The sequence below is a fragment of the Paraburkholderia terricola genome, assembly GCF_900142195.1.
GTDB classification, from domain to species: domain Bacteria; phylum Pseudomonadota; class Gammaproteobacteria; order Burkholderiales; family Burkholderiaceae; genus Paraburkholderia; species Paraburkholderia terricola.
Map to the genome: position 1 here is coordinate 103,051 of NZ_FRAB01000004.1, position 25,353 is coordinate 128,403.

24 protein-coding genes are annotated in these 25,353 nt (G+C 65.2%); 18 read left to right on the plus strand and 6 right to left on the minus strand.

From position 1 onward, the window contains the following. Positions 1-501, minus strand: a complete 501-nt coding sequence (locus tag BUE39_RS05015; protein ID WP_073427551.1) for a hypothetical protein — start codon at positions 499-501, stop codon at positions 1-3. Between the two features lie 268 nt (positions 502-769). Between BUE39_RS05015 and BUE39_RS05020 the strand changes: the two genes are divergently transcribed. The 10 genes from BUE39_RS05020 to iscX all read left to right on the plus strand — a co-directional run bounded on the left by BUE39_RS05020 (position 770) and on the right by iscX (position 7,955). Next, positions 770-1,009 carry a hypothetical protein gene (locus BUE39_RS05020; protein WP_073427552.1) on the plus strand — a complete coding sequence of 80 codons (240 nt, stop codon included), beginning with the start codon at positions 770-772 and terminating at the stop codon, positions 1,007-1,009. A 174-nt stretch (positions 1,010-1,183) separates the two neighbouring features. Beyond that, positions 1,184-1,681: a low molecular weight protein-tyrosine-phosphatase gene (locus tag BUE39_RS05025; protein ID WP_073427553.1), complete on the plus strand. Its 498-nt coding sequence runs from the start codon at positions 1,184-1,186 to the stop codon at positions 1,679-1,681. Between the two features lie 131 nt (positions 1,682-1,812). Next, positions 1,813-2,343 (plus strand): Fe-S cluster assembly transcriptional regulator IscR, encoded by a 531-nt coding sequence (gene iscR / locus BUE39_RS05030; protein WP_073427554.1) that lies wholly within the window; start codon positions 1,813-1,815, stop codon positions 2,341-2,343. A 94-nt stretch (positions 2,344-2,437) separates the two neighbouring features. Further along, positions 2,438-3,661 (plus strand): IscS subfamily cysteine desulfurase, encoded by a 1,224-nt coding sequence (locus tag BUE39_RS05035; protein WP_073427555.1) that lies wholly within the window; start codon positions 2,438-2,440, stop codon positions 3,659-3,661. A 64-nt stretch (positions 3,662-3,725) separates the two neighbouring features. Further along, on the plus strand, positions 3,726-4,142 hold the full coding sequence (gene iscU, locus BUE39_RS05040) for a Fe-S cluster assembly scaffold IscU (RefSeq protein WP_073427556.1): 417 nt from the start codon (positions 3,726-3,728) through the stop codon (positions 4,140-4,142). A 166-nt stretch (positions 4,143-4,308) separates the two neighbouring features. Continuing rightward, positions 4,309-4,632 (plus strand): iron-sulfur cluster assembly protein IscA, encoded by a 324-nt coding sequence (gene iscA, locus BUE39_RS05045; protein WP_073427557.1) that lies wholly within the window; start codon positions 4,309-4,311, stop codon positions 4,630-4,632. 115 nt (positions 4,633-4,747) lie between these two features. Further along, entirely contained in the window at positions 4,748-5,275 is a 528-nt protein-coding gene (hscB, locus tag BUE39_RS05050) for a Fe-S protein assembly co-chaperone HscB (RefSeq protein ID WP_073427558.1), read from the plus strand. 111 nt (positions 5,276-5,386) lie between these two features. Further along, positions 5,387-7,258 (plus strand): Fe-S protein assembly chaperone HscA, encoded by a 1,872-nt coding sequence (hscA, locus tag BUE39_RS05055; protein WP_073427559.1) that lies wholly within the window; start codon positions 5,387-5,389, stop codon positions 7,256-7,258. 142 nt (positions 7,259-7,400) lie between these two features. Next, positions 7,401-7,742 (plus strand): ISC system 2Fe-2S type ferredoxin, encoded by a 342-nt coding sequence (gene fdx, locus BUE39_RS05060; RefSeq protein ID WP_073427560.1) that lies wholly within the window; start codon positions 7,401-7,403, stop codon positions 7,740-7,742. Positions 7,743-7,757: 15 nt separating this feature from the next. Continuing rightward, the gene (gene iscX / locus BUE39_RS05065) at positions 7,758-7,955 is read left to right on the plus strand and encodes a Fe-S cluster assembly protein IscX (protein WP_007181290.1); all 198 of its coding nucleotides are present in this window, start codon (positions 7,758-7,760) and stop codon (positions 7,953-7,955) included. Positions 7,956-8,085: 130 nt separating this feature from the next. Here the strand turns inward: iscX and BUE39_RS05070 are convergent, their stop codons facing one another. The 5 genes from BUE39_RS05070 to BUE39_RS05090 form a co-directional block, all read right to left on the minus strand. Next, positions 8,086-8,835, minus strand: coding sequence for a glycine zipper 2TM domain-containing protein (locus tag BUE39_RS05070; RefSeq protein ID WP_073427561.1), 750 nt, complete (start codon positions 8,833-8,835; stop codon positions 8,086-8,088). Between the two features lie 326 nt (positions 8,836-9,161). Further along, the gene (lysS, locus tag BUE39_RS05075) at positions 9,162-10,718 is read right to left on the minus strand and encodes a lysine--tRNA ligase (RefSeq protein ID WP_235004813.1); all 1,557 of its coding nucleotides are present in this window, start codon (positions 10,716-10,718) and stop codon (positions 9,162-9,164) included. A 124-nt stretch (positions 10,719-10,842) separates the two neighbouring features. Then, positions 10,843-11,947, minus strand: a protein-coding gene (gene prfB / locus BUE39_RS05080; RefSeq protein WP_114162214.1) for a peptide chain release factor 2 whose coding sequence is annotated in 2 segments (ribosomal slippage) — positions 10,843-11,865 and positions 11,867-11,947 — 1,104 coding nt in all. Because the reading frame shifts where the segments join, the coding sequence is not laid out codon by codon here. Between the two features lie 146 nt (positions 11,948-12,093). Next, a complete protein-coding gene (gene recJ / locus BUE39_RS05085; RefSeq protein WP_073427562.1) occupies positions 12,094-13,800 on the minus strand; it encodes a single-stranded-DNA-specific exonuclease RecJ in 1,707 nt (568 codons plus the stop codon). 28 nt (positions 13,801-13,828) lie between these two features. Continuing rightward, positions 13,829-14,959, minus strand: a complete 1,131-nt coding sequence (locus BUE39_RS05090) for a regulator (RefSeq protein ID WP_073427563.1) — start codon at positions 14,957-14,959, stop codon at positions 13,829-13,831. Between the two features lie 52 nt (positions 14,960-15,011). On the opposite strand from BUE39_RS05090, the gene BUE39_RS05095 reads away from it, so the two are divergent. The 8 genes from BUE39_RS05095 (at position 15,012) to kdsA (ending at position 25,326) form a co-directional block, all read left to right on the plus strand. Beyond that, entirely contained in the window at positions 15,012-15,359 is a 348-nt protein-coding gene (locus tag BUE39_RS05095; RefSeq protein WP_073427564.1) for a hypothetical protein, read from the plus strand. 320 nt (positions 15,360-15,679) lie between these two features. Then, the gene (locus BUE39_RS05100; RefSeq protein ID WP_073427565.1) at positions 15,680-16,933 is read left to right on the plus strand and encodes a lipoprotein-releasing ABC transporter permease subunit; all 1,254 of its coding nucleotides are present in this window, start codon (positions 15,680-15,682) and stop codon (positions 16,931-16,933) included. Beyond that, positions 16,926-17,669, plus strand: coding sequence for a lipoprotein-releasing ABC transporter ATP-binding protein LolD (gene lolD / locus BUE39_RS05105; RefSeq protein WP_073427566.1), 744 nt, complete (start codon positions 16,926-16,928; stop codon positions 17,667-17,669). The genes BUE39_RS05100 and lolD overlap by 8 nt, the downstream gene beginning before the upstream one ends. A 105-nt stretch (positions 17,670-17,774) precedes the next feature. Further along, positions 17,775-18,563, plus strand: coding sequence for a TatD family hydrolase (locus BUE39_RS05110; RefSeq protein WP_073427567.1), 789 nt, complete (start codon positions 17,775-17,777; stop codon positions 18,561-18,563). A 114-nt stretch (positions 18,564-18,677) separates the two neighbouring features. Next, positions 18,678-21,629, plus strand: a complete 2,952-nt coding sequence (locus BUE39_RS05115) for a DNA internalization-related competence protein ComEC/Rec2 (RefSeq protein ID WP_235004807.1) — start codon at positions 18,678-18,680, stop codon at positions 21,627-21,629. Positions 21,630-21,754: 125 nt separating this feature from the next. Further along, on the plus strand, positions 21,755-22,552 hold the full coding sequence (locus tag BUE39_RS05120; RefSeq protein ID WP_073427568.1) for an alpha/beta fold hydrolase: 798 nt from the start codon (positions 21,755-21,757) through the stop codon (positions 22,550-22,552). A 249-nt stretch (positions 22,553-22,801) separates the two neighbouring features. Then, the gene (locus BUE39_RS05125) at positions 22,802-24,475 is read left to right on the plus strand and encodes a CTP synthase (RefSeq protein ID WP_073427569.1); all 1,674 of its coding nucleotides are present in this window, start codon (positions 22,802-22,804) and stop codon (positions 24,473-24,475) included. Beyond that, positions 24,472-25,326, plus strand: coding sequence for a 3-deoxy-8-phosphooctulonate synthase (gene kdsA / locus BUE39_RS05130; RefSeq protein WP_073427570.1), 855 nt, complete (start codon positions 24,472-24,474; stop codon positions 25,324-25,326). Before BUE39_RS05125 ends, kdsA begins: the two co-directional genes overlap by 4 nt. The last annotated feature ends 27 nt before the right edge of the window (positions 25,327-25,353 follow it).

Here is a 25,353-nt window from a genome sequence, read left to right on the forward strand (position 1 = left end):
TCAATGGTCGGTCATTCCACCGGACTGGCGGCCAGGCACGCCCCTGATCACCGGCGCGGCACCCCGTCCGCCGCCGTTGCCAGCCTGTTGCGGAGGTGGAGGCGGAGGACTACCGGCTCCAGGGCGTGCCGCATTCGATCCGCTCGGCCCACCCGGTCCGGCGACAGCGCCTTGTGGCGGCGGCCCGCCGCGAGCCCCTCCGCCGTTCGGCTGACCACGCCCCCCGCCGTTATCGCCGCGGTAGCCGTCGCGGTAACCGTTGTAGGGTCGACCGCGATCGGGATAGCCGCGGTAGCCTCCCCAGTAGCCGGGTCCGTCGTAATACGCCGGGCCATAGTAATTGCCGTAGCCCATGTACACGCTGGTCTGCGGCGCGCCATAGGCGTAGCCGTCATAGCCGCTATAGCCATTGCCGTACATCGGCGTGCCGTCCGGATATACCGCGCAGCCGCTCAGCAACGCAGCGGTGGCGAGACCTACGATTGAAGCAATGCGTTTCATCTGATGGACCGGTGCGAAAGTTTCATGTCTATGAGACCGCTATTATCGCGATACGTCATGCGAGCTTTGTATGCGTTTGTAAGGATTTCTTTTTTGTGCCAACCCGCGCGCGGAGGCGGTGCGCGGAATCCGTCAATTCACTGTTCCATTCATAGCAACGCTGTATCTCGCGCCAGCCGGTTTTTCTCGATTGCGAATTTCTATAGGATTCGAGATGGGAATAGTGAATCACGAGTTCACGCGCCCCTCAATCGGAAGAAACAACATCATGAAAAAGACAATATCGGTGTACTGGCCGCTCGCCATCGTTGTGCCGCTTGCCGCGGCCGCCTATCTGCATATTTGCGGCGATGCCGCTTCGCGCGCCCCGCAGGCGCCGCTCGCTGCCGATCAATTGACCGCGGAACTCGCGCGCGCTGTTTCATACGGCATGGTCGGCGATGCGTCGACGCTGCCGGCAAAGCCGATACGCGCCGTCGCCGCGACGCCGCTCGCCGAAGCGTCCTGAGCGCGACATCTGACGCGATCGAATAAAACAGCAACATGCCGCGCGCTGCGGCGGTAGAAGCAGCGCCTGGCCGAGGCGGCGGGGCGCCCGGCGAGATTCCGCGCGCCTTTGTATAATCGCGGCACCGTTCGCCAACCGTCGTTTCCTGCGCGTCGAAGCGCCTGAAAGTCTCTAATGAAAACCGTGTCCATCTGCTTCGTCTGCCTCGGGAACATCTGCCGTTCACCGACCGCGGAAGGTGTGATGCGCCACCTCGTTGGCGAAGCCAGGCTCGCGGAGCGCATTCTGATCGATTCGGCCGGCACCGGCGACTGGCACATCGGCGCGCCGCCCGACGACCGTGCGCGACATGCGGCCGGCCGGCGCGGTTACAAATTGGAAGCGCTGCGCGGACGCCAGATCACCCCGGCCGATTTCGAGCGCTTCGATCTGCTGATCGCGATGGACGACAAGAACGTCGCGGCCTTGCGTCGGATCTGCCCGCCGGAGCAGCGCGACAAGATCCGACTGCTGATGGAATTCGTCCCCGAGACGGACAGCCGTTGGAGCGGCACGCGCGAAGTCGCCGATCCCTATTTCGGTGGCGCGGACGGTTTCGAGCAAGTGCTGGATCAATGCGAAGCGGCGTGCCGCGGGCTGATCGCGGCGTTGCGTCCCCAGTTGACGGCCTAGTCCTGCGGGGAGCCGCGCCGGACGCATCCAGCAATTAAGCAAATGACCCAAATCGCGACAGGGATACTTGACTAATTCACTCATGTATTTATACTTGACCAAACTTGTCGAGAATTGCGGTTCCCACACATATGAGACTCACCACGAAAGGCCGTTTCGCCGTCACGGCGATGATTGACCTGGCACTGCGCCAGGAGCAGGGCCCGGTGACGCTTGCGGGTATCAGCCAGCGCCAACATATCTCCCTGTCGTATCTCGAGCAGCTGTTTGGCAAGCTGCGTCGCCATGAAATCGTCGAGTCCGTGCGCGGACCGGGCGGCGGCTACAATCTGGCCCGTCGCGCTGAAGACGTGACCGTGGCCGACATCATCATCGCGGTCGACGAGCCGCTCGATGCCACCCAATGCGGTGGCAAGGGCTCGTGCGAAGGCACCAAACAGCACGACGGCCATTGCATGACGCATGAACTGTGGTCGACGCTGAATCAGAAAATGGTCGAGTACCTGGATTCCGTCTCTCTCAAGGATCTGGTCGACCAGCAGCGTGCGCGCGAAGGCGTGCCAACCGTGTTGCGCGACCGGCGCAACGAGGCGCCGGCGGTCGAGCCCGTTCGCGCGGCGCCGAAAGGGCCCAATTCCGTTTTCAACATGGCCGGTTCCTAGGCGCGGTAGCGCGCGGTGTGGCGCGGTGTGAAGCATCACCGCAGCCGGATCGAGAATCCAGAAGCCAGAGCATATGACGTCCCCGGAGCGATACATGAACAACGACATTCCCCACCTGCCCATTTACATGGACTACAGCGCCACGACCCCGGTCGACCCGCGCGTGGTGGACAAGATGATTCCGTACCTGCGCGAGCAGTTCGGCAACCCCGCCTCGCGCAGCCACTCGTATGGCTGGACCGCGGAGCGCGCGGTCGAGGAAGCGCGCGAGAACGTGGCCGCGCTGGTGAACGCCGATCCGCGCGAGATCATCTGGACCTCGGGCGCGACGGAATCGGACAACCTCGCGATCAAGGGCGCCGCGCACTTCTACAAGAGCAAGGGCAAGCACATCGTCACGGTGAAGACCGAGCACAAGGCCGTGCTCGATACCTGCCGCGAACTCGAGCGCGAAGGCTTCGAAGTCACGTATCTGGATGTGAAGGACGACGGTCTGATCGACCTCGACGTGTTCAAGGCCGCGCTGCGTCCGGACACGATCCTTGTGTCGGTGATGTCGGTGAACAACGAGATCGGCGTGATCCAGGACATCGAGGCGATCGGTGAAATCTGCCGTGAAAAAGGCATCATTTTCCACGTCGACGCCGCGCAAGCCACCGGCAAGATCGACATCGATCTGCAAAAGCTGAAGGTCGACCTGATGTCGTTCTCGGCGCACAAGACCTATGGCCCGAAGGGCATCGGCGCGCTGTACGTGCGCCGCAAGCCGCGTATCCGTATCGAGGCGCAAATGCACGGCGGCGGTCACGAGCGCGGCATGCGTTCGGGCACGCTGGCCACGCACCAGATCGTCGGCATGGGCGAGGCGTTCCGTATCGCGCGCGAAGAGATGGCGACGGAGAACGAGCGCATTCGCATGCTGCGCGATCGTCTGTTGCGCGGCCTGTCGGAATTGGAAGAAGTGTATGTGAACGGCGACATGGAAAAGCGTGTGCCGCACAACCTGAACATCAGCTTCAATTTCGTCGAAGGCGAATCGCTGATCATGGCGGTAAAGGACGTCGCGGTGTCGTCGGGCTCGGCTTGCACGTCGGCTTCGCTGGAACCGTCGTACGTGCTGCGCGCATTGGGCCGCAACGACGAACTCGCGCACAGCTCGATCCGCTTCACGGTGGGCCGCTTCACGACCGAGCAGGACGTCGACTATGTAATCAACCTGCTGAAGACCAAGATTTCGAAGCTGCGCGATCTGTCGCCGCTGTGGGAAATGCACCAGGACGGGATCGACATCTCGACCATCCAGTGGGCAGCGCACTGACGCGCCGGTTTGTGAACGTCGAATTCATCGAATTGCAGGTTGAAACGAATCAAGGAGTGTGATCATGGCTTATAGCGACAAGGTACTGGACCACTATGAAAACCCGCGCAACGTCGGTTCCTTCGCGAAGGACGACGATGCGGTCGGCACCGGCATGGTCGGCGCGCCGGCCTGCGGCGACGTGATGAAGCTGCAGATTCGCGTCGGCGCGGACGGCGTCATCGAAGACGCGAAGTTCAAGACGTATGGCTGCGGTTCGGCGATTGCGTCGAGCTCGCTCGTCACCGAATGGGTGAAGGGCAAGACGCTCGATCAAGCCATGTCGATCAAGAACACGCAGATCGCTGAAGAACTCGCGCTGCCGCCGGTGAAGATCCACTGCTCGATCCTCGCGGAAGACGCGATCAAGGCAGCGGTCGCCGACTACAAGCAACGCCACGGCGTTGCTGCGGTTGTCGAGGGCGACAAGCAAACCGCGTAAGCGGGCGTCGGGATTCGAAGTGAGCCGGAAGCGGCGGCGCAACGAACGCGCCGCCCGGCATGAGCGATATTTGATGCAGGCAGGGTGGCAGCGCGAGGAATTACCGCGGCGATAAGCCCGAGTGACGAAACGCGGACTGCCCGCACACTGCGCAATGAGAAACGCAATGGCAATTACGTTGACCGAAAAGGCAGCACAGCACGTCCAGAAGTATCTGATCCGCCGCGGTAAAGGCGTCGGGCTGCGCCTCGGCGTGCGTACCACCGGGTGCTCCGGCCTCGCCTACAAGCTTGAGTACGTGGACGAACTCGCGCCCGAAGACCAGGTGTTCGAATGCAACGGCGTGAAGATCATTGTCGACCCCAAGAGCCTCGCCTATATCGACGGCACTGAACTCGACTTCGCGCGCGAAGGATTGAACGAGGGCTTCAAGTTCAACAATCCGAACGTGAAGGACGAATGCGGTTGCGGCGAGTCGTTCCGGGTATAAACCGGAACACTTCCGCGTGCGGCGGACAAAAGGCGGCGCGGGCCGCCTTTTTAGTTTCATCCGCGTTTTTAGACGGCACTCTTGTGCGCTTTCCTGAACGGACCTCTTCTATCCGATGGCCTCGCTGAACGACAGCCACTTCGACCTGTTCGGTCTGCCGGCGCAATTCGCGCTCGACGCAACGACGCTCGATCACGCCTACCGCACCGTGCAGGCCCAGGTGCATCCCGACCGCTTCGCGGCGGCCGGCGACGCGCAAAAGCGCATCGCCATGCAGTGGGCGACGCGCACCAACGAGGCGTATCAGACGCTGCGCGATCCGCTCAAGCGCGCTACTTACCTGCTGCATCTGCGCGGCATCGACGTCGGCGCGGAGAACAATACGGCGATGGAGCCGTCGTTCCTGATGCAGCAGATGGAGTGGCGCGAAGGCATCGAGGACGCGGCCGCGGCGAAAAACGTCGACGCGCTCGACGCCCTGCTGACCGAACTGCGCGACGAAGAGCGCATGCGTTTCACCAAGCTCGGCGCATTGCTCGACAGCGGCGCGAATCAGGCGGCGGGCGAGGCGGTGCGGCAGTTGATGTTCATCGAGCGGGTAGCGTCGGAAATCGACGCGCAGATCGAGCGGCTCGAACACTAGCGATCCGGGCGCGAGCCAACGCCGCGCCAGAACGCAGCCGGAACAGCCATAGCTTTATATCCAGCAACGCGAAAATTCAGGACGGGGCGAAGCGGCCCCGAGAAGATCCAGATGGCCTTACTGCAAATCTCCGAACCCGGCATGGCGCCGGCGCCTCATCAGCGGCGCCTGGCGGTCGGTATCGACCTCGGCACCACCAATTCCCTCGTCGCCGCCGTGCGCAGCGGCGTGCCCGACGTGCTGCCCGACGACGACGGCCATGTGCTGCTGCCGTCGGTGGTGCGTTACCTCGAAAAGGGCGGTCGCCGCATCGGCCGGGCGGCCAAGGCTGAAGCGGCCACCGACCCGCGCAACACGATCGTGTCGGTCAAGCGCTTCATGGGCCGGGGCAAGGCGGAAGTCGAGGGCGCCGAGAACGCGCCCTACGATTTCATCGATGCCCCAGGCATGGTGCAGATCCGTACCGTCGACGGCGTGAAAAGCCCGGTGGAAGTGTCGGCGGAAATTCTCGCCACGCTGCGCCAGCGCGCCGAGGACACGCTCGGCGACGAACTGGTCGGCGCGGTCATCACGGTGCCCGCTTACTTCGATGAGGCGCAGCGCCAGGCGACCAAGGACGCCGCTCGCCTCGCGGGCCTGAACGTGCTGCGTCTGCTGAACGAGCCGACGGCGGCCGCGATCGCCTACGGCCTCGACAACGGCTCCGAAGGCCTGTACGCGGTGTACGACCTCGGCGGCGGCACCTTCGACCTGTCGATTCTGAAGCTCACGAAGGGCGTGTTCGAAGTGCTCGCGGCGGGCGGCGATTCCGCGCTCGGCGGCGACGATTTCGATCACATGTTGTATCGCCATGTGCTGGAGCAGGCGGGCATTGCCCCGCAAACGCTCGCGCCTGAAGACGTTCGCCTGCTGCTCGACAGCGTGCGCGTGACCAAGGAGGCGTTGTCGGACGCGCCGAGTGCAAAGCTACAGGCGACGCTCTCGAACGGCGCCCGGATCGATCTGACGATCGAGGAAGCCACTTTCGAGGCCATCACGCAGGCGCTGGTGCAGCGCACGCTCGGGCCCACGAAGAAAGCGCTGCGCGACGCCAGGGTCACGACGAAGGACATCAAGGGCGTCGTGCTGGTCGGCGGCGCGACGCGCATGCCGGTGATCCGCCGCGCGGTCGAGTCGTTTTTCGGCCAGCCGCCGCTCATCAATCTCGACCCGGATCAGGTCGTCGCGCTCGGCGCGGCGATCCAGGCCGATCTGCTCGCGGGCAACCGCGGCGCGGACGGCGACGACTGGCTGCTGCTCGACGTGATCCCGCTGTCGCTCGGCGTGGAGACGATGGGCGGTCTGACCGAGAAGATCATCCCGCGCAATTCGACCATTCCGGTCGCGCGCGCGCAGGATTTCACGACCTTCAAGGACGGCCAGACGGCGATGGCGATCCACGTCGTGCAAGGCGAGCGCGAGCTCGTCAGCGATTGCCGCTCGCTCGCGCGTTTCGAGCTGCGCGGCATTCCGCCGATGGCGGCCGGCGCGGCGCGCATCCGCGTCACGTATCAGGTCGACGCCGACGGTCTGCTGTCCGTGTTCGCACGCGAGCTGGCCTCGGGCGTGGAAGCGTCGGTGGTGGTGAAGCCGTCCTACGGTCTCGCCGACGACGACATCGCCAGAATGCTCGAAGACAGTTTCTCGACCGCCGAAGTCGACATGCGCGCCCGCGCGCTGCGCGAGGCGCAGGTCGAAGCGCGGCGTCTCGTGGAAGCGACCGACGCGGCGCTCGCCGCCGACGCCGAATTGCTCGACGACAGCGAACGCGCCGAACTCGACGCGCTGTTGAACGCGCTGCGCAACGTCGAGCAAAGCGACGACGTCGACGCGATCGAAGCCGCGACGAAAACGCTCGCCGAGGGCACTGACGAATTCGCCGCGCGCCGCATGAACAAGGGCATTCGCCGCGCGCTCGCCGGCCGCAAGCTCGACGAGATCTGAGTCGCGCCGGCGGCACGCGGGCCGCGAAGCCCGCTAACCCAAACCGAAGCGCGCCGCGCGGACTTAAAAAGTCCGCGTGCCGCCAGTAAAATGGTACGTAGGCTGTTGCGCCGACCGTGCCTCAGACCCAAACGGAAAATGTATGCCTCAAATCGTTGTGCTGCCTCACGTCGAACTGTGCCCGGAAGGCGCGGTGATCGATGCCGTGCCCGGCAAGAGCATCTGCGACAACCTGCTCGATAACGGCATCGAAATCGAGCATGCTTGCGAGAAGTCGTGCGCGTGCACGACCTGTCACGTGATCGTGCGTGAGGGTTTCGCCGCCTTGACGCCGTCCGAGGAAGACGAGGACGATCTGTTGGACAAGGCGTGGGGGCTCGAGCCGGCCTCGCGTCTGTCGTGCCAGGCGATCGTGCCTGAAGAGCAGGATCTGGTTGTCGAAATCCCGCGCTACTCGATCAATCACGCGAAGGAAAACCACTAACAGGAGGATGCAGCCATGAAGTGGACCGATACGCAAGACATCGCGATGGCCCTGACTGACAAGCACCAGGACATCGACCCGCAGCAGGTGCGCTTCACCGACTTGCACCGCTGGGTCACCGAACTGGAGGGGTTCGACGACGATCCCAACCGGTCGAACGAGAAGATCCTCGAAGCGATTCAGGCTGCATGGATTGAAGACGCGGATTACTGAGTTTTCGCCGCCGTCGCGCGATGACTGGAGCGGCGGCCGCGGCAAGGAAAAAGGCGATTCCATCATCGGAATCGCCTTTTTTAAAGCCTGCCTGCCGCAATATCGCAGCCCCACAGGCTGCCGCCAACGCTCAGCCCGCCACGAGCGTGCCGTTTTCAACGCGCACACGCTGACCTTGCTGGAACGGCGGGGCTTCATGGTACGTAAAGTAGCGCGTCTTGCCGTTTTCCATCCGCACTCGCACCGAATAGGAAGTCGTGCTGCGGATGTGCTTTTCGACCGAGTTGCCCGCGAGACCGCCGCCCAGCGCGCCGAGCAAGGTCATCGCGGTACGGCCGTTGCCGCTGCCGAACTGATTGCCGACCACGCCGCCGGCCACCGCGCCGCCGACCGCGCCGATACCGGTGCCGTGGCCTTCCTGACGCACCGCCGAAATAGCGACCACCGTGCCGCACGTGGAGCAGTAAGCCGAGCGCGGCTGCTGCTGCTGTTGCGCATATTGCGGCGCCGCCTGCGCTTGTTGCTGCTGCGCGTACTGTTGCTGGGCGGGCGCCGGAGCAGGGGCGCGTTGCGGCTGCTGTTCAGCCTGTTGTTGAGCGGCTTGCTGAGCGTTCTGCGGCGCGCCTTGTTGCGCTGACTGTTGCGCTGACTGCTGCGCCGATGGATTCGCCGGTGCGGCAGAGTCGATTACGTTCGGCTGCGTCGCCACCTGGGCGGTTTGCGTCTGGTCGGTTTGCGCGCCGTTGCTCGAGGCTTTGGGAAAGAGCCCTGTCATGGCCGCTGTCGCCACGAGACTGGCAATGATGACCGCGCCCGCGGCTGTCGCGACGAGCGGATGGATACGGCGTGGTTGCGTGGATTTGGAATCTGGACTGTCCATACTGGCCTCCGTCTTAAGCAGAGTCGACTGTTATTGAGACTGAGTGTCGGGGCAAATCGATCCCGCGAGGGTTTCAATTTGTAACATGTTGGAGGCAATCATCCCGGACTGACTGCATCGAAGCTCGCGCTGCGCGGCAGGGTGTGCGGATTCCTTCAAGGCTCGCAACAGTTGCTGAGAACACGGCGTGGTCGTCGGGGCGGGCCTTTTACCGATGGTTACAACCATCAACGGCGGCCTACCGGCTTTTTGCGCGCCGCAAGAAAAACGCCCGGCGTCAGTTCAATCGAGCCGGGCGTTGCACTTGATGCAAGGCCGCGCAACGATCAATCCTCGCGGCGCAGATGCGGAAACAGAATCACGTCGCGGATGCTCGGGCTGTCGGTCAGCATCATCACCAGGCGGTCGATGCCGATGCCGCAACCGCCGGCCGGCGGCATGCCGTATTCGAGTGCGCGGATGTAGTCGGCGTCGTAGAACATCGCTTCTTCGTCGCCGGCCTCTTTCTGGTCGACCTGCTTCTTGAAGCGGGCGGCCTGGTCTTCCGGATCGTTCAGTTCCGAGAAGCCATTGGCGATCTCACGGCCCGTGATGAACAGCTCGAAACGCTCGGTGATGCCGGGCACCTTGTCCGACGCGCGCGCGAGGGGCGACACCTCGACCGGGTAGTCGATGATGTACGTCGGCTCCCACAATTGCGACTCGGCGGTTTCCTCGAACAGCGCCAGTTGCAGCGAACCCACGCCGGCATTGAGGAACTGCGGCTGCGACGCGTCCACGCCGAACTTCTTCAACTCGGTACGCAGGAATGCGCTATCGGCGAGTTGCTCGTTCGTGTATTGCGGCGCGTACTTCTGGATCGCCTGCGTGATCGTCAGCCGGTGGAACGGCTTGGCGAGATCGAGCTCGCGGCCCTGATAGGTGATCGTGGCGGTGCCCAATGCGTCGATCGCCGCCTGGCGGATCAACTGCTCGGTGAAGTCCATCACCCACGTGTAATCGGTGTACGCCGCGTAGAACTCGATCATCGTGAATTCCGGATTGTGGCGCACCGAGACGCCCTCGTTGCGGAAATTCCGGTTGATCTCGAACACGCGCTCGAAGCCGCCGACCACCAGCCGCTTCAGATACAGTTCGGGCGCGATGCGCAGGAACATCTGCATGTCGAGCGCGTTGTGGTGCGTGGTGAACGGCTTGGCCGCCGCGCCGCCCGGAATCGGGTGCAGCATCGGCGTTTCGACTTCCATGAAATCCGCGTCGGCCATGAACTTGCGGATCGACGAGATCGCCTTGGTGCGTGCGACGAACGTCTTGCGCGTTTCCGGCGTGACGATCAGGTCGACGTAGCGCTGGCGGTACTTCATCTCCTGATCCGACAGACCGTGGAATTTGTCCGGCAGCGGACGCAGCGACTTCGACAGCAGACGCAGGTTCGTGCAACGCACCGAGAGCTCGCCCTTGTTGGTGCGGAACAGCACGCCGCGCGCCGCGACGATGTCGCCCATGTCCCACTTCTTGAAGGCGTCGTACGTTTCCTGGCCGACGTCGGCCGGCGTGATGAAGAACTGGATCTGACCCGAACCGTCGCGCACGGTGGCGAAGCTCGCCTTGCCCATCACGCGCTTGAGCATCATGCGGCCGGCGATCGCGACTTCGAGCGGGTTGGCCTCGAGCGCTTCCTTGTCCGCGTGCTCGTACTGCGATTGCAGATCGTCCGCGTGATGCGTGGGACGGAAGTCGTTCGGATAGGCGACGCCGTGCTCGCGCAGTTCGCGCAGCTTTTCGCGGCGCTCGGCGATGATCTTGTTGTCGTCCAACTCGGGCACGACGTTCGGTTGGGCCGCATTAGGCTGCGCCACATTACGCTGGGTCGATTCGGTCATGATGATCTGGTATTCGGTGGCCCGCATCGGATGAATCTCGCGCGGGTGGCCTGCGAGTACGTCGACGAACAGGCGTTAAAAAGATGCGGCGCGGCAATGCGATGCATGCCGCGCCGGTTGCGCTTTAGACGCCCTGTTTCAGGCTGGCGCTGATGAACGGATCGAGGTCGCCGTCGAGCACGCTCTTGGTATTGCTGATTTCGACGTTGGTGCGCAGATCCTTGATACGGCTGTTGTCCAGCACGTACGAGCGGATCTGATGACCCCAGCCCACATCGGTCTTGCCGGCTTCGAGCTTGTCCTGCTCGGCCTGACGCTTGCGGATTTCCGCTTCGTACAGGCGCGATTTCAGCATGGCCATGGCTTCGGCGCGGTTGCGGTGCTGCGAACGGTCGTTCTGGCACTGCACGACGATGCCCGACGGCATGTGCGTGATACGCACCGCGGAGTCGGTCTTGTTGATGTGCTGACCGCCCGCGCCGGACGCGCGGTAGGTGTCGATGCGCAGATCGGCCGGATTGATGTCGACTTCGATCGAATCGTCGACTTCCGGGTACACGAACACGGACGAGAACGACGTATGACGCCCGCCCGACGAATCGAACGGCGACTTGCGCACGAGGCGGTGCACGCCGGTTTCGGTGCGCAGAAAGCCATACGCGTATTCGCCTTCGATCTTGATGGTCGCGTTCTTGATGCCCGCGACGTCGCCCTCGGTCTGTTCCAGCACTTCGGTCTTGAAGCCCTTGCGCTCGCAGTAGCGCAGGTACTGGCGCAGCAGCATCGACGCCCAGTCGCACGCTTCGGTGCCGCCGGCGCCGGCCTGAATGTCGAGGAAGGCGTTGTTCGGGTCGGCCGGATTCGCGAACATCCGGCGGAATTCCATGTCGGCGACGCGCTGTTCGAGCCCTTGCGCGTCCGTTTCGCAGGCGATCAGGGTTTCATCGTCGCCTTCCTCGCGGGCCATGTCGAACAGGTCCTGGGCGTCGCGCAGGTCGTTGTCGAGCGAGGTGAGTTTGCCGACCACGTCGTCGAGCAGTTTCTTTTCCCGGCCAAGGGCCTGGGCGTGCTTCGAGTCGTTCCAGACGTCCGGGTCTTCGAGTTCCCGGTTGACTTCGATCAGGCGACGAGACTTGTCGTCGTAGTCAAAGATACCCCCGTAGGTCGGCCGCGCGCGTGCGCAGGTCCGCCAGAGAGGCTTCGATCGCGTTGAGACGTTCCGCTTCCATGTCGATCTTTTGTGGCTTCGTAAAAAGGGGAAATTATAGCCGATCGGCGCGCCGCGCCGGGCGCTCGCGCGCGATCCGGCGCGCGTTCCGGGTTGATTTTGCAGTGGTTTTGGCGCCGCCGCGCATGCCGGTCGAGCGCCGCGCGACTAGCTTGCCGCGTGCTCGACGATCAATTGCACCCGCGACACGCCGTTCCATGTGTCGCTCGCGAGGCGATAGGCGACGGTGGTGCGCGCGGGCAGCGTGTCGGTGTGGTTGAACCAGATCGCGTTGAAGCGCTGGCGGCCGCGCACGAGTTGCAGCTTCAGATGCTTGTCCTTCACCAGCGCCTGGGACGCGATGTCGAATTCGCCGGAAAACACCGGCGCCGGGAAGCCCTGGCCCCACACGGCGGCGTCGAGCATTTCGACGAATTGCGGCGTGAAGTAGGCGTCCTCGAGTTCGCCGTCGGTCTCGATGGTGCGCGACAGCGCCTCCTCGGAGAGCCATTCGCGGCCGACCGCCTCGAACGCGGCGGTGAAACGCGGCACGTCGGCGGCGGCGAGCGTCAGGCCCGCGGCCATCGCGTGGCCGCCGAACTTGACGATCAGGCCGGGCTCGCGCTTCGAGATCAGATCGAGCGCGTCGCGCAGATGAAAGCCCGCGATCGAACGGCCCGAGCCCTTGACGAGCTGGCCGCTGTCGTCGGCGAGCGCGAACGTGAACGAGGGGCGGTGGAATTTTTCCTTCAGGCGCCCGGCGACGATGCCGATCACGCCCTGGTGCCACGCCGGATTGAACAGCGTGATGGTGGTCGCGCCGTCGGGGTCGATCGTGGAAAGATCGTCGAGCGCCTGCTGCTGCATGCCGGCTTCGATCTCGCGGCGTTCGCGGTTCATCGCGTCCAGTTGCTGCGCGAGGTCCCATGCGCGGCCGATGTCGTCGGTGGTCAGGCATTCGATGCCGAGCGACATGTCGGACAGACGGCCGGCCGCATTCAGCCGCGGGCCGAGCGCAAAGCCCAGATCGAAACCCGACGCGCTGCGCGCGTCGCGCGCGGCGGCGCGAAAGAGGGCGGCGATGCCCGGCTGCATCTTGCCTTTGCGGATGCGCTGCAAGCCTTGCGCGACCAGCACGCGGTTATTGCCGTCGAGCTTGACGACGTCCGCGACCGTGCCGAGCGCGACCAGATCGAGCAGGCCGTCCAGACGCGGCTCGGGATGCAGGTCGTTGAACGCGCCGCGGCGGCGCAATTCGGCGCGCAACGCCAGCAGCACGTAAAACATCACGCCGACGCCCGCGATGCACTTGCTCGGAAACGTGCAGCCCGGCTGATTGGGATTGACGATCGCGCGGGCCGCGGGCAGTTCGTCGCCGGGCAGATGGTGATCGGTGACGAGCACATCGATGCCGAGCGCGTTGGCCGCCTCCACGCCGTCGACGCTGGCGATGCCGTTGTCGACCGTGATCAGCAGATCCGGCTTGCCGGACGCGTTCCTCGCGGCCAGCGCGACGATCTCGGGCGTGAGGCCGTAACCGTATTCGAAGCGGTTCGGCACCAGATAGTCGATCCGGCCGCCGAACATGCGCAGGCCGCGCACCGCGACCGCGCACGCGGTGGCGCCGTCGCAGTCGTAGTCGGCGACCACCAGCATGCGGCGCTTGCCCTCGATCGCGTCGGCGAGCAGCGCGGCGGCGTCCTCGCAGCCCTTGAGTCCGGCGGGCGCCACGAGGCGCGCGAGACCGGTTTCGATTTCGTCCGGCATGCACACGCCGCGCGCGGCGTACAGGCGCGCGAGCACCGGATGCAGGCCGTGACGGATGAGAATTTCGGCGTCGACGGGAGACGAGGCGCGCGTAACGATTCGAGTCATTCGGAAAGGCCGTGGATCAGGCGATCAATCATTCGATGAAAAGCGAGGCGAGCACGCGCCGCCGCCAGAATTTGCGCAGGTCGCCGCGCGTGACCGAGAGCGTCACCGAGCCGGTGTCGCCGCACAAGGTCAGGCCGAGTTCGCCGAGCCGGCCGGATTGCAGCGCGTCGAGCGCCGGTTCGAACCAGTCGCTTTGCAACGCGGCGAAGGCGTCGTTCCAGCGCGCCCAGTCCTGCTGGATGTACGGCGCGGAGAACGGATCGAGTTCGACCAGCGTGGTGGGTTCGGCGTTGCTCGCGGCATGGCTCGTGCTCCCCAACGTGCCGTTGACGGCGGCGGACAGCGCGCCGAACGAAGCCGGCGGCGCGTCGGTCTGCACACCGGCGGTCATCGCGAGACCGCGTGTCGCGGCCGCGTCGGAGAACACCCGCGCGAACGGACTGCGCACCGGTTGCGCCGCGCCTTGCGCATGAAACCAGATCGAGTTGACGGCCGGCAGGCCGCGCGCCTCGCGCGCTTCATTGACCGGATGCTCGAACCACGCCATCTGCACTTCGTTTTGCAGCTTCATCCACGCGCGCGAGCGCTCGCCGGAATGCGCCTCGTGCGGCAGCCAGATTTCGATGTTGCGGCCGCTCGCGCGCAACGGCGACGCGCCCGCCAGCGTGCCGAAGCCTTCGCCGGACAAATACCAGCGCGTGGGTTTGGGCGCCTCGATGCGCACGCCGAGTTCCTCGATCAGCGGCCGGGCGACCGCGAGCAGCGCGCCGGCTTCTTCATCGGACAACTCCAGCGAGGCGGGATCGATCAGCACCAGATGGTCATGCGCGATCCGCACATGCACCGGTTGTACGCACGCCCACGTCGCGTTGCCGGGCTCGCCGCCGTCGGCGCGCAGCATGTAGGGCGCAAGCGGCGCCTCGTCGGCGGCGGCCGCGCCGCTCGGCAGTGCGCCGAACTGGCGCGCCACCCACCGTTCATGCGGCAGCGTGCGCTGAAAGTCCTCGCCGATCACCCGTTCGACCAGCGTGGCGCGCGCAATCAGCCGGTCGAGGGCCGGGCTCTGGATGTCATGTAAGGCGGTGGAGGCGTCCGCGGCGGCGGGCAGCGCGAAGGGCAGGAGGAGATGAAGGCGGTCGGCGTGCATGATGCTGCGCATTGTAGGGCAAAGAGTGCGACTATTCAGACCAAACGCGGACCCGACACGAACCATGCCGCGGACCGTATCGACACTTTCCGGCGCCATGCGAGGGCCGCGCCGATACCAGCAAGCCGCGCGCGGCGGCACCGCGCACATGACGCAGGAGACCGGCATGTCGCGTGAACTGAAAACCGAGCAGGAACTGCTCGCACTCGTCGTCAAGGCGCTCGATGCCAATCCGGCCACGGCCGGTTGGATTCCGACCGGCTTTCACGAGACCGTCGAGGACGAAACCGGCTGCAACTGGGACATCACTCACCTGCATCGCGACCGCAAGGACGCCGAGCTGCGCGACGCGGCGGCGAATCAGGCGGCCGCGCTCATCAATGATCTGAGGGGGCGCTACAACCTGAGTTAGCGTGCGCGGCGGCGTCGCGGGGGGGCGGCGGGGGGCCGCCGCCGGCGAGCGTCCCGCTCGCAAGCCGTTTGCGCGAATCGGCGGCATTGTATGGCAAACTTCGCGCTTGATTGGCGGCGGTGCGGCGTCGGTGGGCGGGCGTCGGAGGCGCGAGCTTTGCCCGGACGCCGGAACGTCATACCGGAACCATCGCGGGTGCCGCGACACCAATGATCACGGCGCTCATGCCGCAAGCATGACCGTCGTCATATCGCGGCTGGCCGCCGTCATCGCGCAGCAAAACGCTCAAGAGCAGCCGAAGAACGCAGAAAAGGATTCGCTTGAAATTTCCCTACGAATGGCAGATTGGCTGGCGCTACACCCGCGCCGGCAAACGCACGACCGGCAACGGCTTCATTTCCTTCATCGCGCTCGTTTCGATGTCGGGCATCGCGCTTGGCGTCGCGGCGCTGATCGTCGTGTTGTCCGTGATGAACGGTTTCCAGAAAGAGGTGCGTGACCGCATGCTGTCGGTGCTCGCGCACGTCGAGATCTTTTCGCCGACCGGCTCGATGCCCAACTGGCAATTGACCGCCCAGGAAGCTCGCCAGAACAAGGAAGTGATCGGCGCGGCGCCTTATGTCGAGGCGCAGGCGCTGCTCACGCGCCAGGACGCCGTGAGCGGCGTGGCGCTGCGCGGCGTCGAACCCACGCTCGAGCCGCAGGTGTCCGACATCGGCCGCGAGATGAAGGGCGGCAAGCTGACCGACCTCGTGCCGGGCGACTTCGGCATCGTGCTGGGCGCGGACCTCGCCACCAATCTCGGCGTGCAGGTCAACGACAAGATCACGCTGGTCGCGCCCGAAGGCACGATCACGCCGGCCGGCATGCTGCCGCGCCTGAAGCAGTTCACGGTGGTGGGCATCTTCGAGTCGGGGCATTACGAATACGACAGCACGCTCGCGCTGATCAACATCAAGGACGCGCAGGCGCTGTTCCGCCTGCCCGCGCCGACCGGCGTGCGGCTGCGCCTGACCGACATGCAGCGCGCGCCGGAAGTCGCGCATCAACTCGCGCGCAGTCTGTCCGGCGACCTGTACATCCGCGACTGGACCCAGCAGAACAAGACCTGGTTCTCGGCGGTGCAGATCGAAAAACGCATGATGTTCATCATCCTCACGCTGATCATCGCGGTGGCGGCGTTCAACCTCGTGTCGTCGCTGGTGATGACGGTGACCAACAAGCAGGCCGACATCGCGATTCTGCGCACGCTCGGCGCGCAGCCAGGTTCGATCATGAAGATCTTCGTGGTGCAGGGCGTGACGATCGGCTTCGTCGGCACGGCAACCGGCGTCGCGCTCGGCTGCCTGATCGCGTGGAGCATTCCGTGGCTGGTGCCGATGATCGAGCATCTGATCGGCGTGCAGTTCCTGCCGCCGTCGGTGTATTTCATCAGCGAACTGCCGTCCGAGCTGATTCCGGCCGACGTCGCGCGCATCGGCATCATCGCCTTCGCGATGTCGGCGCTGGCGACGCTTTACCCGAGCTGGCGCGGTGCGAAAGTCCGTCCCGCGGAGGCGCTGCGCTATGAATGACCGTTCCGCTACGTTACCCATGACCTCTCAGGAAAGCGCGCCGCATCCCTACGTGCTGGAAGCAACCGGCATTTCCAAGTCGTTCGTGCAGGGCGGGCTGAACGTGCAGGTGCTCAACAACGCCGAACTGAGCGTGCGGCGCGGCGAGAAACTCGCGATCGTCGGCGCGTCGGGTTCGGGCAAGAGCACGCTGCTGCATGTGCTCGGCGGCCTCGACGATCCGAGCGCCGGCCACGTCTCGGTGATGGGCAAGCCGTTCACCCGGCTCTCCGAGCGCGAACGCAACGACCTGCGCAATCGCGCGCTCGGCTTCGTGTATCAGTTCCACCATCTGCTGCCGGAGTTTTCCGCGCTCGACAACGTCGCGATGCCGCTGCGGATTCGCCGCATGACCACCGAGGCGTCGCGCCGCGAAGCGCTCACGGTGCTGGAGCGCGTCGGCATGGGGCATCGCGCGAAGCATCGTCCGGGCGAGCTGTCGGGCGGCGAGCGCCAGCGGGTGGCGATCGCGCGCGCGCTGGTCACGAAGCCCGCGTGCGTGCTGGCGGATGAGCCGACCGGCAATCTCGACGGCAGCACCGCCGACATCGTGTTCAACCTGATGCTCGAACTGTCGCAAACGCTCGACACCAGTTTCGTGATCGTCACGCATGATCCTGAATTGGCCGGACGTTGCGACCGCATCATGCGCCTGCGCGACGGCGTGCTTCACGAAGAGCCGCCGGTGCCGGTGTGATCGCCGTGAAGGCGCTGATCGATGATGGGATCGATGCGGGGATCGATGCGGGTATCGATGCCCCGCGCAACGTGAGCTGATACCCCACCACTAGCAAGGCACGCCATGTGGATCGATACGCACTGCCATCTCGACGCTTCCGAATTCGACGCCGACCGCGACCAGGTCGCGGCGGCGGCGCGCGATGCGGGTGTGGGGCGCATCGTGATTCCGGCGATCGGCCGCGAGAACTTCGCGACGGTGCGTGAACTGGCGCACCGGGTCGACGGCGGCGCCTACGCGCTCGGCATTCATCCGCTTTTCACGCCGTCCGCGCAGGAGCGCGATCTCGAACTGCTGCGCATGGAAATCGAGGCGAGTCTCGACGACCCGCGCTTCGTCGGCATCGGCGAGATCGGCCTGGATTATTTCGTCGAGGGTCTCGACGACGCGCGCCAGCAATTCTTCTATAACGGCCAACTGCAACTCGCGCGCGAATTCGATCTGCCGGTGATCTGCCACGTGCGTAAGTCACAGGACCAGGTGATCAAGGGGCTGCGGCGGCATCAGGTTCACCGCGGCATCGCGCATGCGTTCAACGGCAGTTTTCAGCAGGCTCAGGCGTATATCGACCAGGGCATGCATCTCGGCTTCGGCGGCAATCTGACTTTCGAGCGGGCGCGGCAGATTCGCCGCCTCGCCGAGCAATTGCCGTTCGACGCGCTGGTCGTCGAGACCGACGCGCCGGACATCGCGCCTTCCTGGATGTACAAGCAGCGCAACACGCCGGAGCAGATTCCGGGCATCGGCGCGGGCCTCGCGCAACTGCGCGGCATGACCGCGGACGAAGCCGCCCTAGGCACAACGGCTAACGCGCTCGCCGCACTGCCGCGGCTCGCGCTTTCCTCTGCATAATCGAACTCGATGGTTTGAGTGATTCGCGCCGGGCGCCGCTCACGCCCGGCGGGCTCGTCGACGCTTGCGCGCCGAGCGTCGCGTCGTCGTCCGGCGCCGGTTGGCGGAGGGCGAATGCGGGCATGGTGGTGCGGGTTTGCGTTGGGCGTGATGAGGTTGCAGCGGCAGGCCGCGTTGCCGGATTGGCACGAGTGGTGGATGCTCGCGTTGCTCGGCGGCGGCGCGCTAGTAGTGGCGGCTTGGGGATGGCGGGGTGGGTCGTCGGGCGGGGCGCGCGGCGAGGAGGCTGGTGTTGCGCATGACGGTTTGATTCCGGCAAGGGCTGTGGGTGTGGGTGTGGGTGCGGGAATGGGTGTGGATGTGGTCGCGGCTATGAACGTGGTCACGACTGCGGATGTGGCCACGACTGGGGATGTGTCCACGACTGCGGATGTGTCCACGACTACGAATGCGGCCTCGGCTACGCATGTGTTCACGGCTACGAATGCAGCGTCGGCCCCGCATGTGGCTACGGCTACAAATGCGCCTACGGCTACAAATGCAGCCACGGCAATCCATGCGCCCACGGCTGTAAACACTGCCACCGCTGCCAACACGGCTGCGTCCGCGTCTACGCTCGGGCACCCGCTGCGGTTCAGCACACCCATTCGTTCGTTCATCGGCTGGAGCGGCCTGTGGTGTGCCGCCTTCTGCTCGGGCTTCGGCTACGCGGCCTGGCGCGCGGAAGCACGGCTCGCGGTGAGCTTGCCGGTCGCCTGGGAAGGCCGCCATATCGACGTGATCGGCACGATCAAGGGTTTGCCGTCGCGCGGCGAGAAAGGCGCGCGCTTCCTGTTCCAGGTCGAATCGGCCGATGCGCCTATCGCCGCTTTCCCGCGCGTAATTCAACTGTCGTGGATCGCCGACGATGCGCCGGCGCCTTTACTCGAACCGGGCGAGCGCTGGCGCTTGACGGTGCGGCTCAAACGGCCGCACGGCAACGCGAACTTCGGCGTGCGCGATGCCGAAGCGAACCTGCTTGCCCGCAACGTGCGCGCCACCGGCTATGTGAGCGCACCCGCGCATGCCATGCGCTTGCCGGGCCATGCGCGCGGCGTGAGCGTGACCGTCGACCGCTGGCGCGCCGCGTTGCGGGCGCGCATCGACAAAGTGCTCGCCGACGCGCCGCATCGCGGCATCGTGGTGGCGCTCGCCATCGGCGCACAGGATGAGATCAGCGACGCCGACTGGCTGCTGATGCGCGGCACCGGCACGAGTCATCTGGTGGCGATCTCGGGTTTGCACATCGGTATCGTCGCGGGTCTGACGGGCTGGCTGACGGGCGCGTTGTGGCGGCGCTCGGGGTTCATCGGCCGCAACTGGCCGTTGTATCTGCCCGCGCAGGTCGTCGCGGTGACGGGCGGCGCCATGTTCGCCGCGCTGCACGCGGCGCTGGCCGGCTTCAACGTGCCGGCGCAGCGCGCGCTGTGGATGGCGAGTGTCGTCGCGCTGGCGTTTGTCAGCGGCCGCAACCTCGCGCGTTCGATGGTGCTGGCGTGGGCGCTAGGGCTGGTGCTGCTGGTCGATCCGTGGGCGGTGGTGTCGGCGGGGTTCTGGTTGTCGTTCTGCGCCGTGGCGGCGATTCTGTTCGCGATGTCGGGCCGGCCCCGCGTGCGGGATCACGAGCAACGCCGCGCCGAAGAGCGCGAGGGCGGCGAGGCGGCGACCCGGTGCGCGCGTCTGCGCGTCGGCCCGCGCCGCTGGATTCGCGCTTGCGGCGAACGGCTGCGCGACGCCGCCCATGTTCAGTTCGCGGTGACGATCGCGCTCGCGCCGCTCACGGTCTACTGGTTCTCGCAGATTCCGCTGATCGGTCCGCTCGCGAACGCCTTCGCGATTCCGTGGGTGAGCCTGCTCGTCACGCCGGTTGTTCTGGCCGGCATCGCGCTGCCGGCACCGTTCGATGCCTACGCGTTCGGCGCCGCGCACGCGTTGCTCGATCCGCTGGCCGCGGGTTTGCGGATGCTGTCCGGCCCTGCGTGGACACTGTGGCGGCTGCCGCAACCGGACGCGTGGGCGCTGGGCGCGGCGGCGCTTGGCGTGCTCTGGTGCCTGGCGCCGCGCGGCTGGCCGCTGCGCTGGGCTGCGCCGCTCACCTGGCTGCCGCTTGTGCTGCCGGCGCCTTCGGGGCCGCCGCACGGCAGCTTCCGTCTGACCGCGCTGGACGTCGGACAGGGTAGCTCGGTGCTGATCGAGACGGCGCATCACACGCTGCTGTTCGATGCGGGCCCCGGTCCGGAATCGACTCACGCGGGCGAGCGCGTCGTCGTGCCGTTCCTGCAGGCGCATGGCGTGACGGCGCTCGACACGCTGATCGTCAGTCACGCCGATTCGGATCATTCGGGCGGCGCGCCCGCGGTGCTGGACGCGATCGAGGTGCGTCAGATGGTGGCGGCGTTGGCGCCGGAGAATCCGCTGTGGTCGAACGCGCGAGAACGCGGCGCCGAGACGCTGGGTTGCGCGGCGGGGCAGCGCTGGCAGTGGGACGGCGTCGAGTTCGCGATGCTCTGGCCGAATGCCAGGCCGCTGCAAGGCAAACCGAACGCGCATTCCTGCGTGCTGCGCGTGAGGACCGCGCTGGCCGAAGCGGGCTCGTCAGCCGGGCCGGTGCAAACGGACCGGTCGCGCATGGCGGCGCTGCTGGCAGCGGATATCGAGGCGCCGGGCGAACGCGTCCTGCTCGCGCGCGATCGCGGGGCGCTGCGTGCGCAGGTGCTGGTGGTGCCGCATCACGGCAGCAAGACCTCGTCGACTGAGCCGTTCCTCGACTCTATCGATCCGCTCATCGCGCTATTTCAGGTAGGCTATCGCAACCGTTTTCATCATCCGAACGTGGGTGTGTTCGAGCGCTACAAGGCGCGGCGCATCGAGCTGGGGCGCAGCGATACGGACGGCGCGGTGCGGGTCGAGGTCAACCCGGATCGCGCGCCGGACGCCGGAGCCGAAGCCGGCGCGCCGATGAGCGGCGCCGCGTTGACGCTCGAGCGCTATCGCGACACGCAGCGCCGCTACTGGATGGATCGCTGACGGATCGCCGGCCGCACGAAAGAGAAGAAGCGCGGGAGCAACGCGAACAAACACAGAACAAACATGCCGCCAGGCCGCAAGCCGCAAGAAGCCCGCGCGCGAAAACAGAACGGAGAGAGCCACAGTTGAAAAACATCATTCACTTCTCGCATGCGAATGGCTTTCCGGCGTCGACCTACCGGACGATCTTCGCCGAACTCGCCGACGACTACGAACTGCGCTCGATCGAGCGCATCGGCCACGACACCCGCTATCCGGTGACTCAGGACTGGCCGCATCTGGTCGAGCAGCTGCTCGACGACATCGGCCGTTCGTACGAGCAACCGGTGTGGCTGGTGGGGCATTCGCTCGGCGGCTATCTGTCGTTGATGGCCGCGCTCAAGAAGCCGCAGTGGGTGAGGGGCGTGGTGATGCTGGATTCGCCGGTGATCGCCGGCTGGCGCAGCAGCATGCTGCGCGTGTCGCAATGGACCGGGCTCGACGAGCGCCTGTCGCCCGCGGCCGCCACCCGCGCGCGCCGCACGCATTGGGCGAGCCGCGACGAAGCGTGGCGGCACTTCCATTCGAAGCCGGCATTCGCGCGTTGGGACGAGCGCATGCTGTCCGATTACATCGACTTCGGCATTCCGCAAACCTCGCCGGACGGCTCGCGTTCGCTGGCGTTCGACCGCCGCACCGAGTATCAGATCTACCGGACCTTGCCGCACACGCTCGGCGCGCGGCTCGCGCGCGGCGCGCCGGTGCCGGTGGGGTTCATCGCCGGCACGCGTTCGAAGGAAATCCGCCAGGCCGGTCTCGATGCAACCCGCCGCGCGACCGGCAGTCATCTGGAATGGATCGAGGGCAGCCATCTCTATCCGATGGAAAAGCCGATCGAAACCGCGCGCGCGGTGCAGCGAATGTTGCGTGAGCTGGAGCGGTGATTTGACGCTGTAGGCGGGTTGGCCGGCGCATGGAGATACCGTTGCGATGCCGGGCGATGACAGTGAGGTTAGCTCCGCGACTGACGAGCCCAACGCGCCTCGCGCTTCATATCGCCGTGAAACGGTGCAAGATCGGCGCGCGCCGATTGCCGCCGCCGCGGCCTCCCTGGTCGTGCAGGCCGCTCGGATTTTGCTGGGGTTGGGGCCCTGCTTTACGGTATAATCCGTTTTTCCCGCGAGCATCCAGCGATGACCAAATATGTTTTCGTCACCGGCGGCGTAGTATCTTCCCTCGGCAAGGGTATTGCCGCCGCTTCCCTCGCCGCGATCCTCGAATCGCGCGGTCTCAAAGTCACCCTCCTCAAGCTCGATCCCTACATCAACGTCGACCCCGGCACGATGAGCCCGTTTCAGCACGGCGAAGTGTTCGTGACGGAAGACGGAGCGGAGACCGACCTCGACCTCGGCCACTATGAGCGCTTCATCAGCACGAAGATGCGCAAGGCCAACAACTTCACCACGGGCCAGATCTACGAATCGGTGATCCGCAAGGAACGCCGCGGCGATTATCTCGGCAAGACGGTGCAGGTCATCCCGCACATCACGAATGAAATCCAGGCGTTCATCGAACGCGGCGCGGCTTCCGCGACGTGCGGCGAGCCGGACGTCGCGATCGTCGAAGTGGGCGGCACCGTGGGCGACATCGAATCGCTGCCGTTCCTCGAGGCCGCGCGTCAAATGAGCCTGCGCATGGGCCGCAACAGCGCGTGCTTCGTGCACCTCACGCTGGTGCCGTGGGTCGCCACCGCCGGCGAACTGAAAACCAAGCCCACGCAACACAGCGTGCAGAAGCTGCGTGAAATCGGCATCTCGCCGCACGTGCTGCTGTGCCGCGCCGACCGCCGCATTCCAGACGACGAACGCGCGAAGATCTCGATGTTCTCGAACGTGCCCGAAGACGCGGTGATTTCCGTGTGGGACGCGGACAGCATTTACAAGATTCCGCAGATGCTGCACGACCAGGGTCTGGACGCGATCATTTGCGAGGAACTCAAGCTCACGCCGAAGCCGGCCGATCTGTCCATGTGGTCGAGGCTCGTCGAGAAGCTCGAGAATCCGCAGCACGAAGTCACGATCGGCATGGTCGGTAAGTACGTCGATCTGACCGAGTCGTACAAGTCGCTGATCGAAGCGCTGCGCCATGCGTCGATGCATACGGCGACCCGCGTGAACATCGAATACATCGATTCGGAAGAGATCGAGACGAAGGGCGTCGAAAGCCTCAGGCATCTCGACGCGGTGCTCGTGCCGGGCGGCTTCGGCCGTCGCGGCACCGAGGGCAAGATCGCCGCGATCCGCTATGCGCGCGAAGCCAAGGTGCCGTATCTCGGCATCTGCCTCGGCATGCAACTGGCCGTGATCGAATTCGCCCGCGACGTGGTGGGTCTGAAGGGTGCGAACAGCACCGAGTTCGACCAGGAAACCGAAAACCGCGTGGTCGCGCTGATCACCGAGTGGTACGACCGCGAAGGCCGCGTCGAAAAGCGTACCGAGGAATCGGACCTGGGCGGCACGATGCGCCTCGGTTCGCAACGTTGCCCGATCAAGCCCGGCACGATGGCCGAAGAGATCTACGGCAAGGACGTGAACGAGCGTCACCGTCATCGCTACGAGGTCAATAACCGCTTCGTGCCCCAGCTCGAAGCCGGCGGCCTTGTCATCAGCGCCCGCACGCCGAGTGAAGATCTGCCGGAAATGATGGAATTGCCGCGCGGCATGCACCCGTGGTTCGTCGGCGTGCAGTTCCACCCGGAATTCACCTCCACGCCGCGTGACGGCCATCCGCTCTTCAAGTCGTTCGTGGAAGCGGCGCTCGCGCATCAGCAGTCGCGCGTGGAAAAGGAAGTCGGAGAGCAAGCATGAAACTGGGCGATTTCGAAATTGGGCTCGACAAGCCGTTTTTCCTGATCGCGGGCACCTGTGTCGTCGAATCCGAACAGATGACGATCGACACGGCCGGCCGCCTCAAGGAAATCTGCGCGAAGCTGAACATTCCGTTCATCTACAAATCGTCGTACGACAAGGCCAATCGCAGCAGCGGCAAGTCGTTCCGCGGCTTGGGCATGGACGAAGGCCTGCGTATCCTGTCCGAAGTGAAGCGCCAGCTTGGTCTGCCCGTGCTCACCGACGTTCACGCCGAGCACGAGATCGAGCAGGTCGCGTCGGTGGTCGATGTGTTGCAAACGCCGGCTTTTCTGTGCCGTCAAACGGACTTCATCCATGCTTGCGCGCGCTCGGGCAAACCGGTCAACATCAAGAAAGGCCAGTTCCTCGCGCCGCACGACATGAAGAACGTGATCGACAAGGCGCGCGACGCGGCGCGTGAAGCGGGCCTCTCCGAAGACCGCTTCATGGCGTGCGAACGCGGCGTGTCGTTCGGCTATAACAATCTGGTGTCGGACATGCGCTCGCTCGCGATCATGCGCGAAACCAACGCGCCGATCGTGTTCGACGCCACCCACTCGGTGCAATTGCCGGGCGGGCAGGGCACGAGCTCGGGCGGTCAGCGCGAATTCGTGCCGGTGCTGGCGCGTGCCGCGGTGGCGGTGGGCGTGTCGGGGCTCTTCATGGAGACGCATCCCAAGCCTTCGGAAGCCAAATCGGACGGCCCGAACGCCGTGCCGCTGCACCGCATGGCCGAATTGCTGGAAACGCTTGTCACGCTCGACCAGGCCGTCAAGCGCGCGCCGTTCCTCGAAAGCGATTTCAACTGATTCAGCATGCGCGGCGTGTCATGCCTC

Excerpts from the sequence above, each read along its gene's own strand:
- fdx (WP_073427560.1), top strand. The coding sequence starts at position 7,401 with ATGCCTCAAATCGTTGTGCTGCCTCACGTCGAACTGTGCCCGGAAGGC.
- recJ (WP_073427562.1), bottom strand. The coding sequence starts at position 13,800 with ATGACTCGAATCGTTACGCGCGCCTCGTCTCCCGTCGACGCCGAAATT.
- BUE39_RS05090 (WP_073427563.1), bottom strand. The coding sequence starts at position 14,959 with ATGCGCAGCATCATGCACGCCGACCGCCTTCATCTCCTCCTGCCCTTC.
- iscA (WP_073427557.1), top strand. The coding sequence starts at position 4,309 with ATGGCAATTACGTTGACCGAAAAGGCAGCACAGCACGTCCAGAAGTAT.
- BUE39_RS05070 (WP_073427561.1), bottom strand. The coding sequence starts at position 8,835 with ATGGACAGTCCAGATTCCAAATCCACGCAACCACGCCGTATCCATCCG.
- BUE39_RS05015 (WP_073427551.1), bottom strand. The coding sequence starts at position 501 with ATGAAACGCATTGCTTCAATCGTAGGTCTCGCCACCGCTGCGTTGCTG.
- hscA (WP_073427559.1), top strand. The coding sequence starts at position 5,387 with ATGGCCTTACTGCAAATCTCCGAACCCGGCATGGCGCCGGCGCCTCAT.
- BUE39_RS05110 (WP_073427567.1), top strand. The coding sequence starts at position 17,775 with ATGTGGATCGATACGCACTGCCATCTCGACGCTTCCGAATTCGACGCC.
- BUE39_RS05115 (WP_235004807.1), top strand. The coding sequence starts at position 18,678 with ATGCGGGCATGGTGGTGCGGGTTTGCGTTGGGCGTGATGAGGTTGCAG.
- BUE39_RS05020 (WP_073427552.1), top strand. The coding sequence starts at position 770 with ATGAAAAAGACAATATCGGTGTACTGGCCGCTCGCCATCGTTGTGCCG.
- kdsA (WP_073427570.1), top strand. The coding sequence starts at position 24,472 with ATGAAACTGGGCGATTTCGAAATTGGGCTCGACAAGCCGTTTTTCCTG.
- BUE39_RS05125 (WP_073427569.1), top strand. The coding sequence starts at position 22,802 with ATGACCAAATATGTTTTCGTCACCGGCGGCGTAGTATCTTCCCTCGGC.
- BUE39_RS05025 (WP_073427553.1), top strand. The coding sequence starts at position 1,184 with ATGAAAACCGTGTCCATCTGCTTCGTCTGCCTCGGGAACATCTGCCGT.
- BUE39_RS05035 (WP_073427555.1), top strand. The coding sequence starts at position 2,438 with ATGAACAACGACATTCCCCACCTGCCCATTTACATGGACTACAGCGCC.
- iscR (WP_073427554.1), top strand. The coding sequence starts at position 1,813 with ATGAGACTCACCACGAAAGGCCGTTTCGCCGTCACGGCGATGATTGAC.
- iscX (WP_007181290.1), top strand. The coding sequence starts at position 7,758 with ATGAAGTGGACCGATACGCAAGACATCGCGATGGCCCTGACTGACAAG.
- BUE39_RS05095 (WP_073427564.1), top strand. The coding sequence starts at position 15,012 with ATGCCGCGGACCGTATCGACACTTTCCGGCGCCATGCGAGGGCCGCGC.
- lysS (WP_235004813.1), bottom strand. The coding sequence starts at position 10,718 with ATGACCGAATCGACCCAGCGTAATGTGGCGCAGCCTAATGCGGCCCAA.
- lolD (WP_073427566.1), top strand. The coding sequence starts at position 16,926 with ATGAATGACCGTTCCGCTACGTTACCCATGACCTCTCAGGAAAGCGCG.
- iscU (WP_073427556.1), top strand. The coding sequence starts at position 3,726 with ATGGCTTATAGCGACAAGGTACTGGACCACTATGAAAACCCGCGCAAC.
- hscB (WP_073427558.1), top strand. The coding sequence starts at position 4,748 with ATGGCCTCGCTGAACGACAGCCACTTCGACCTGTTCGGTCTGCCGGCG.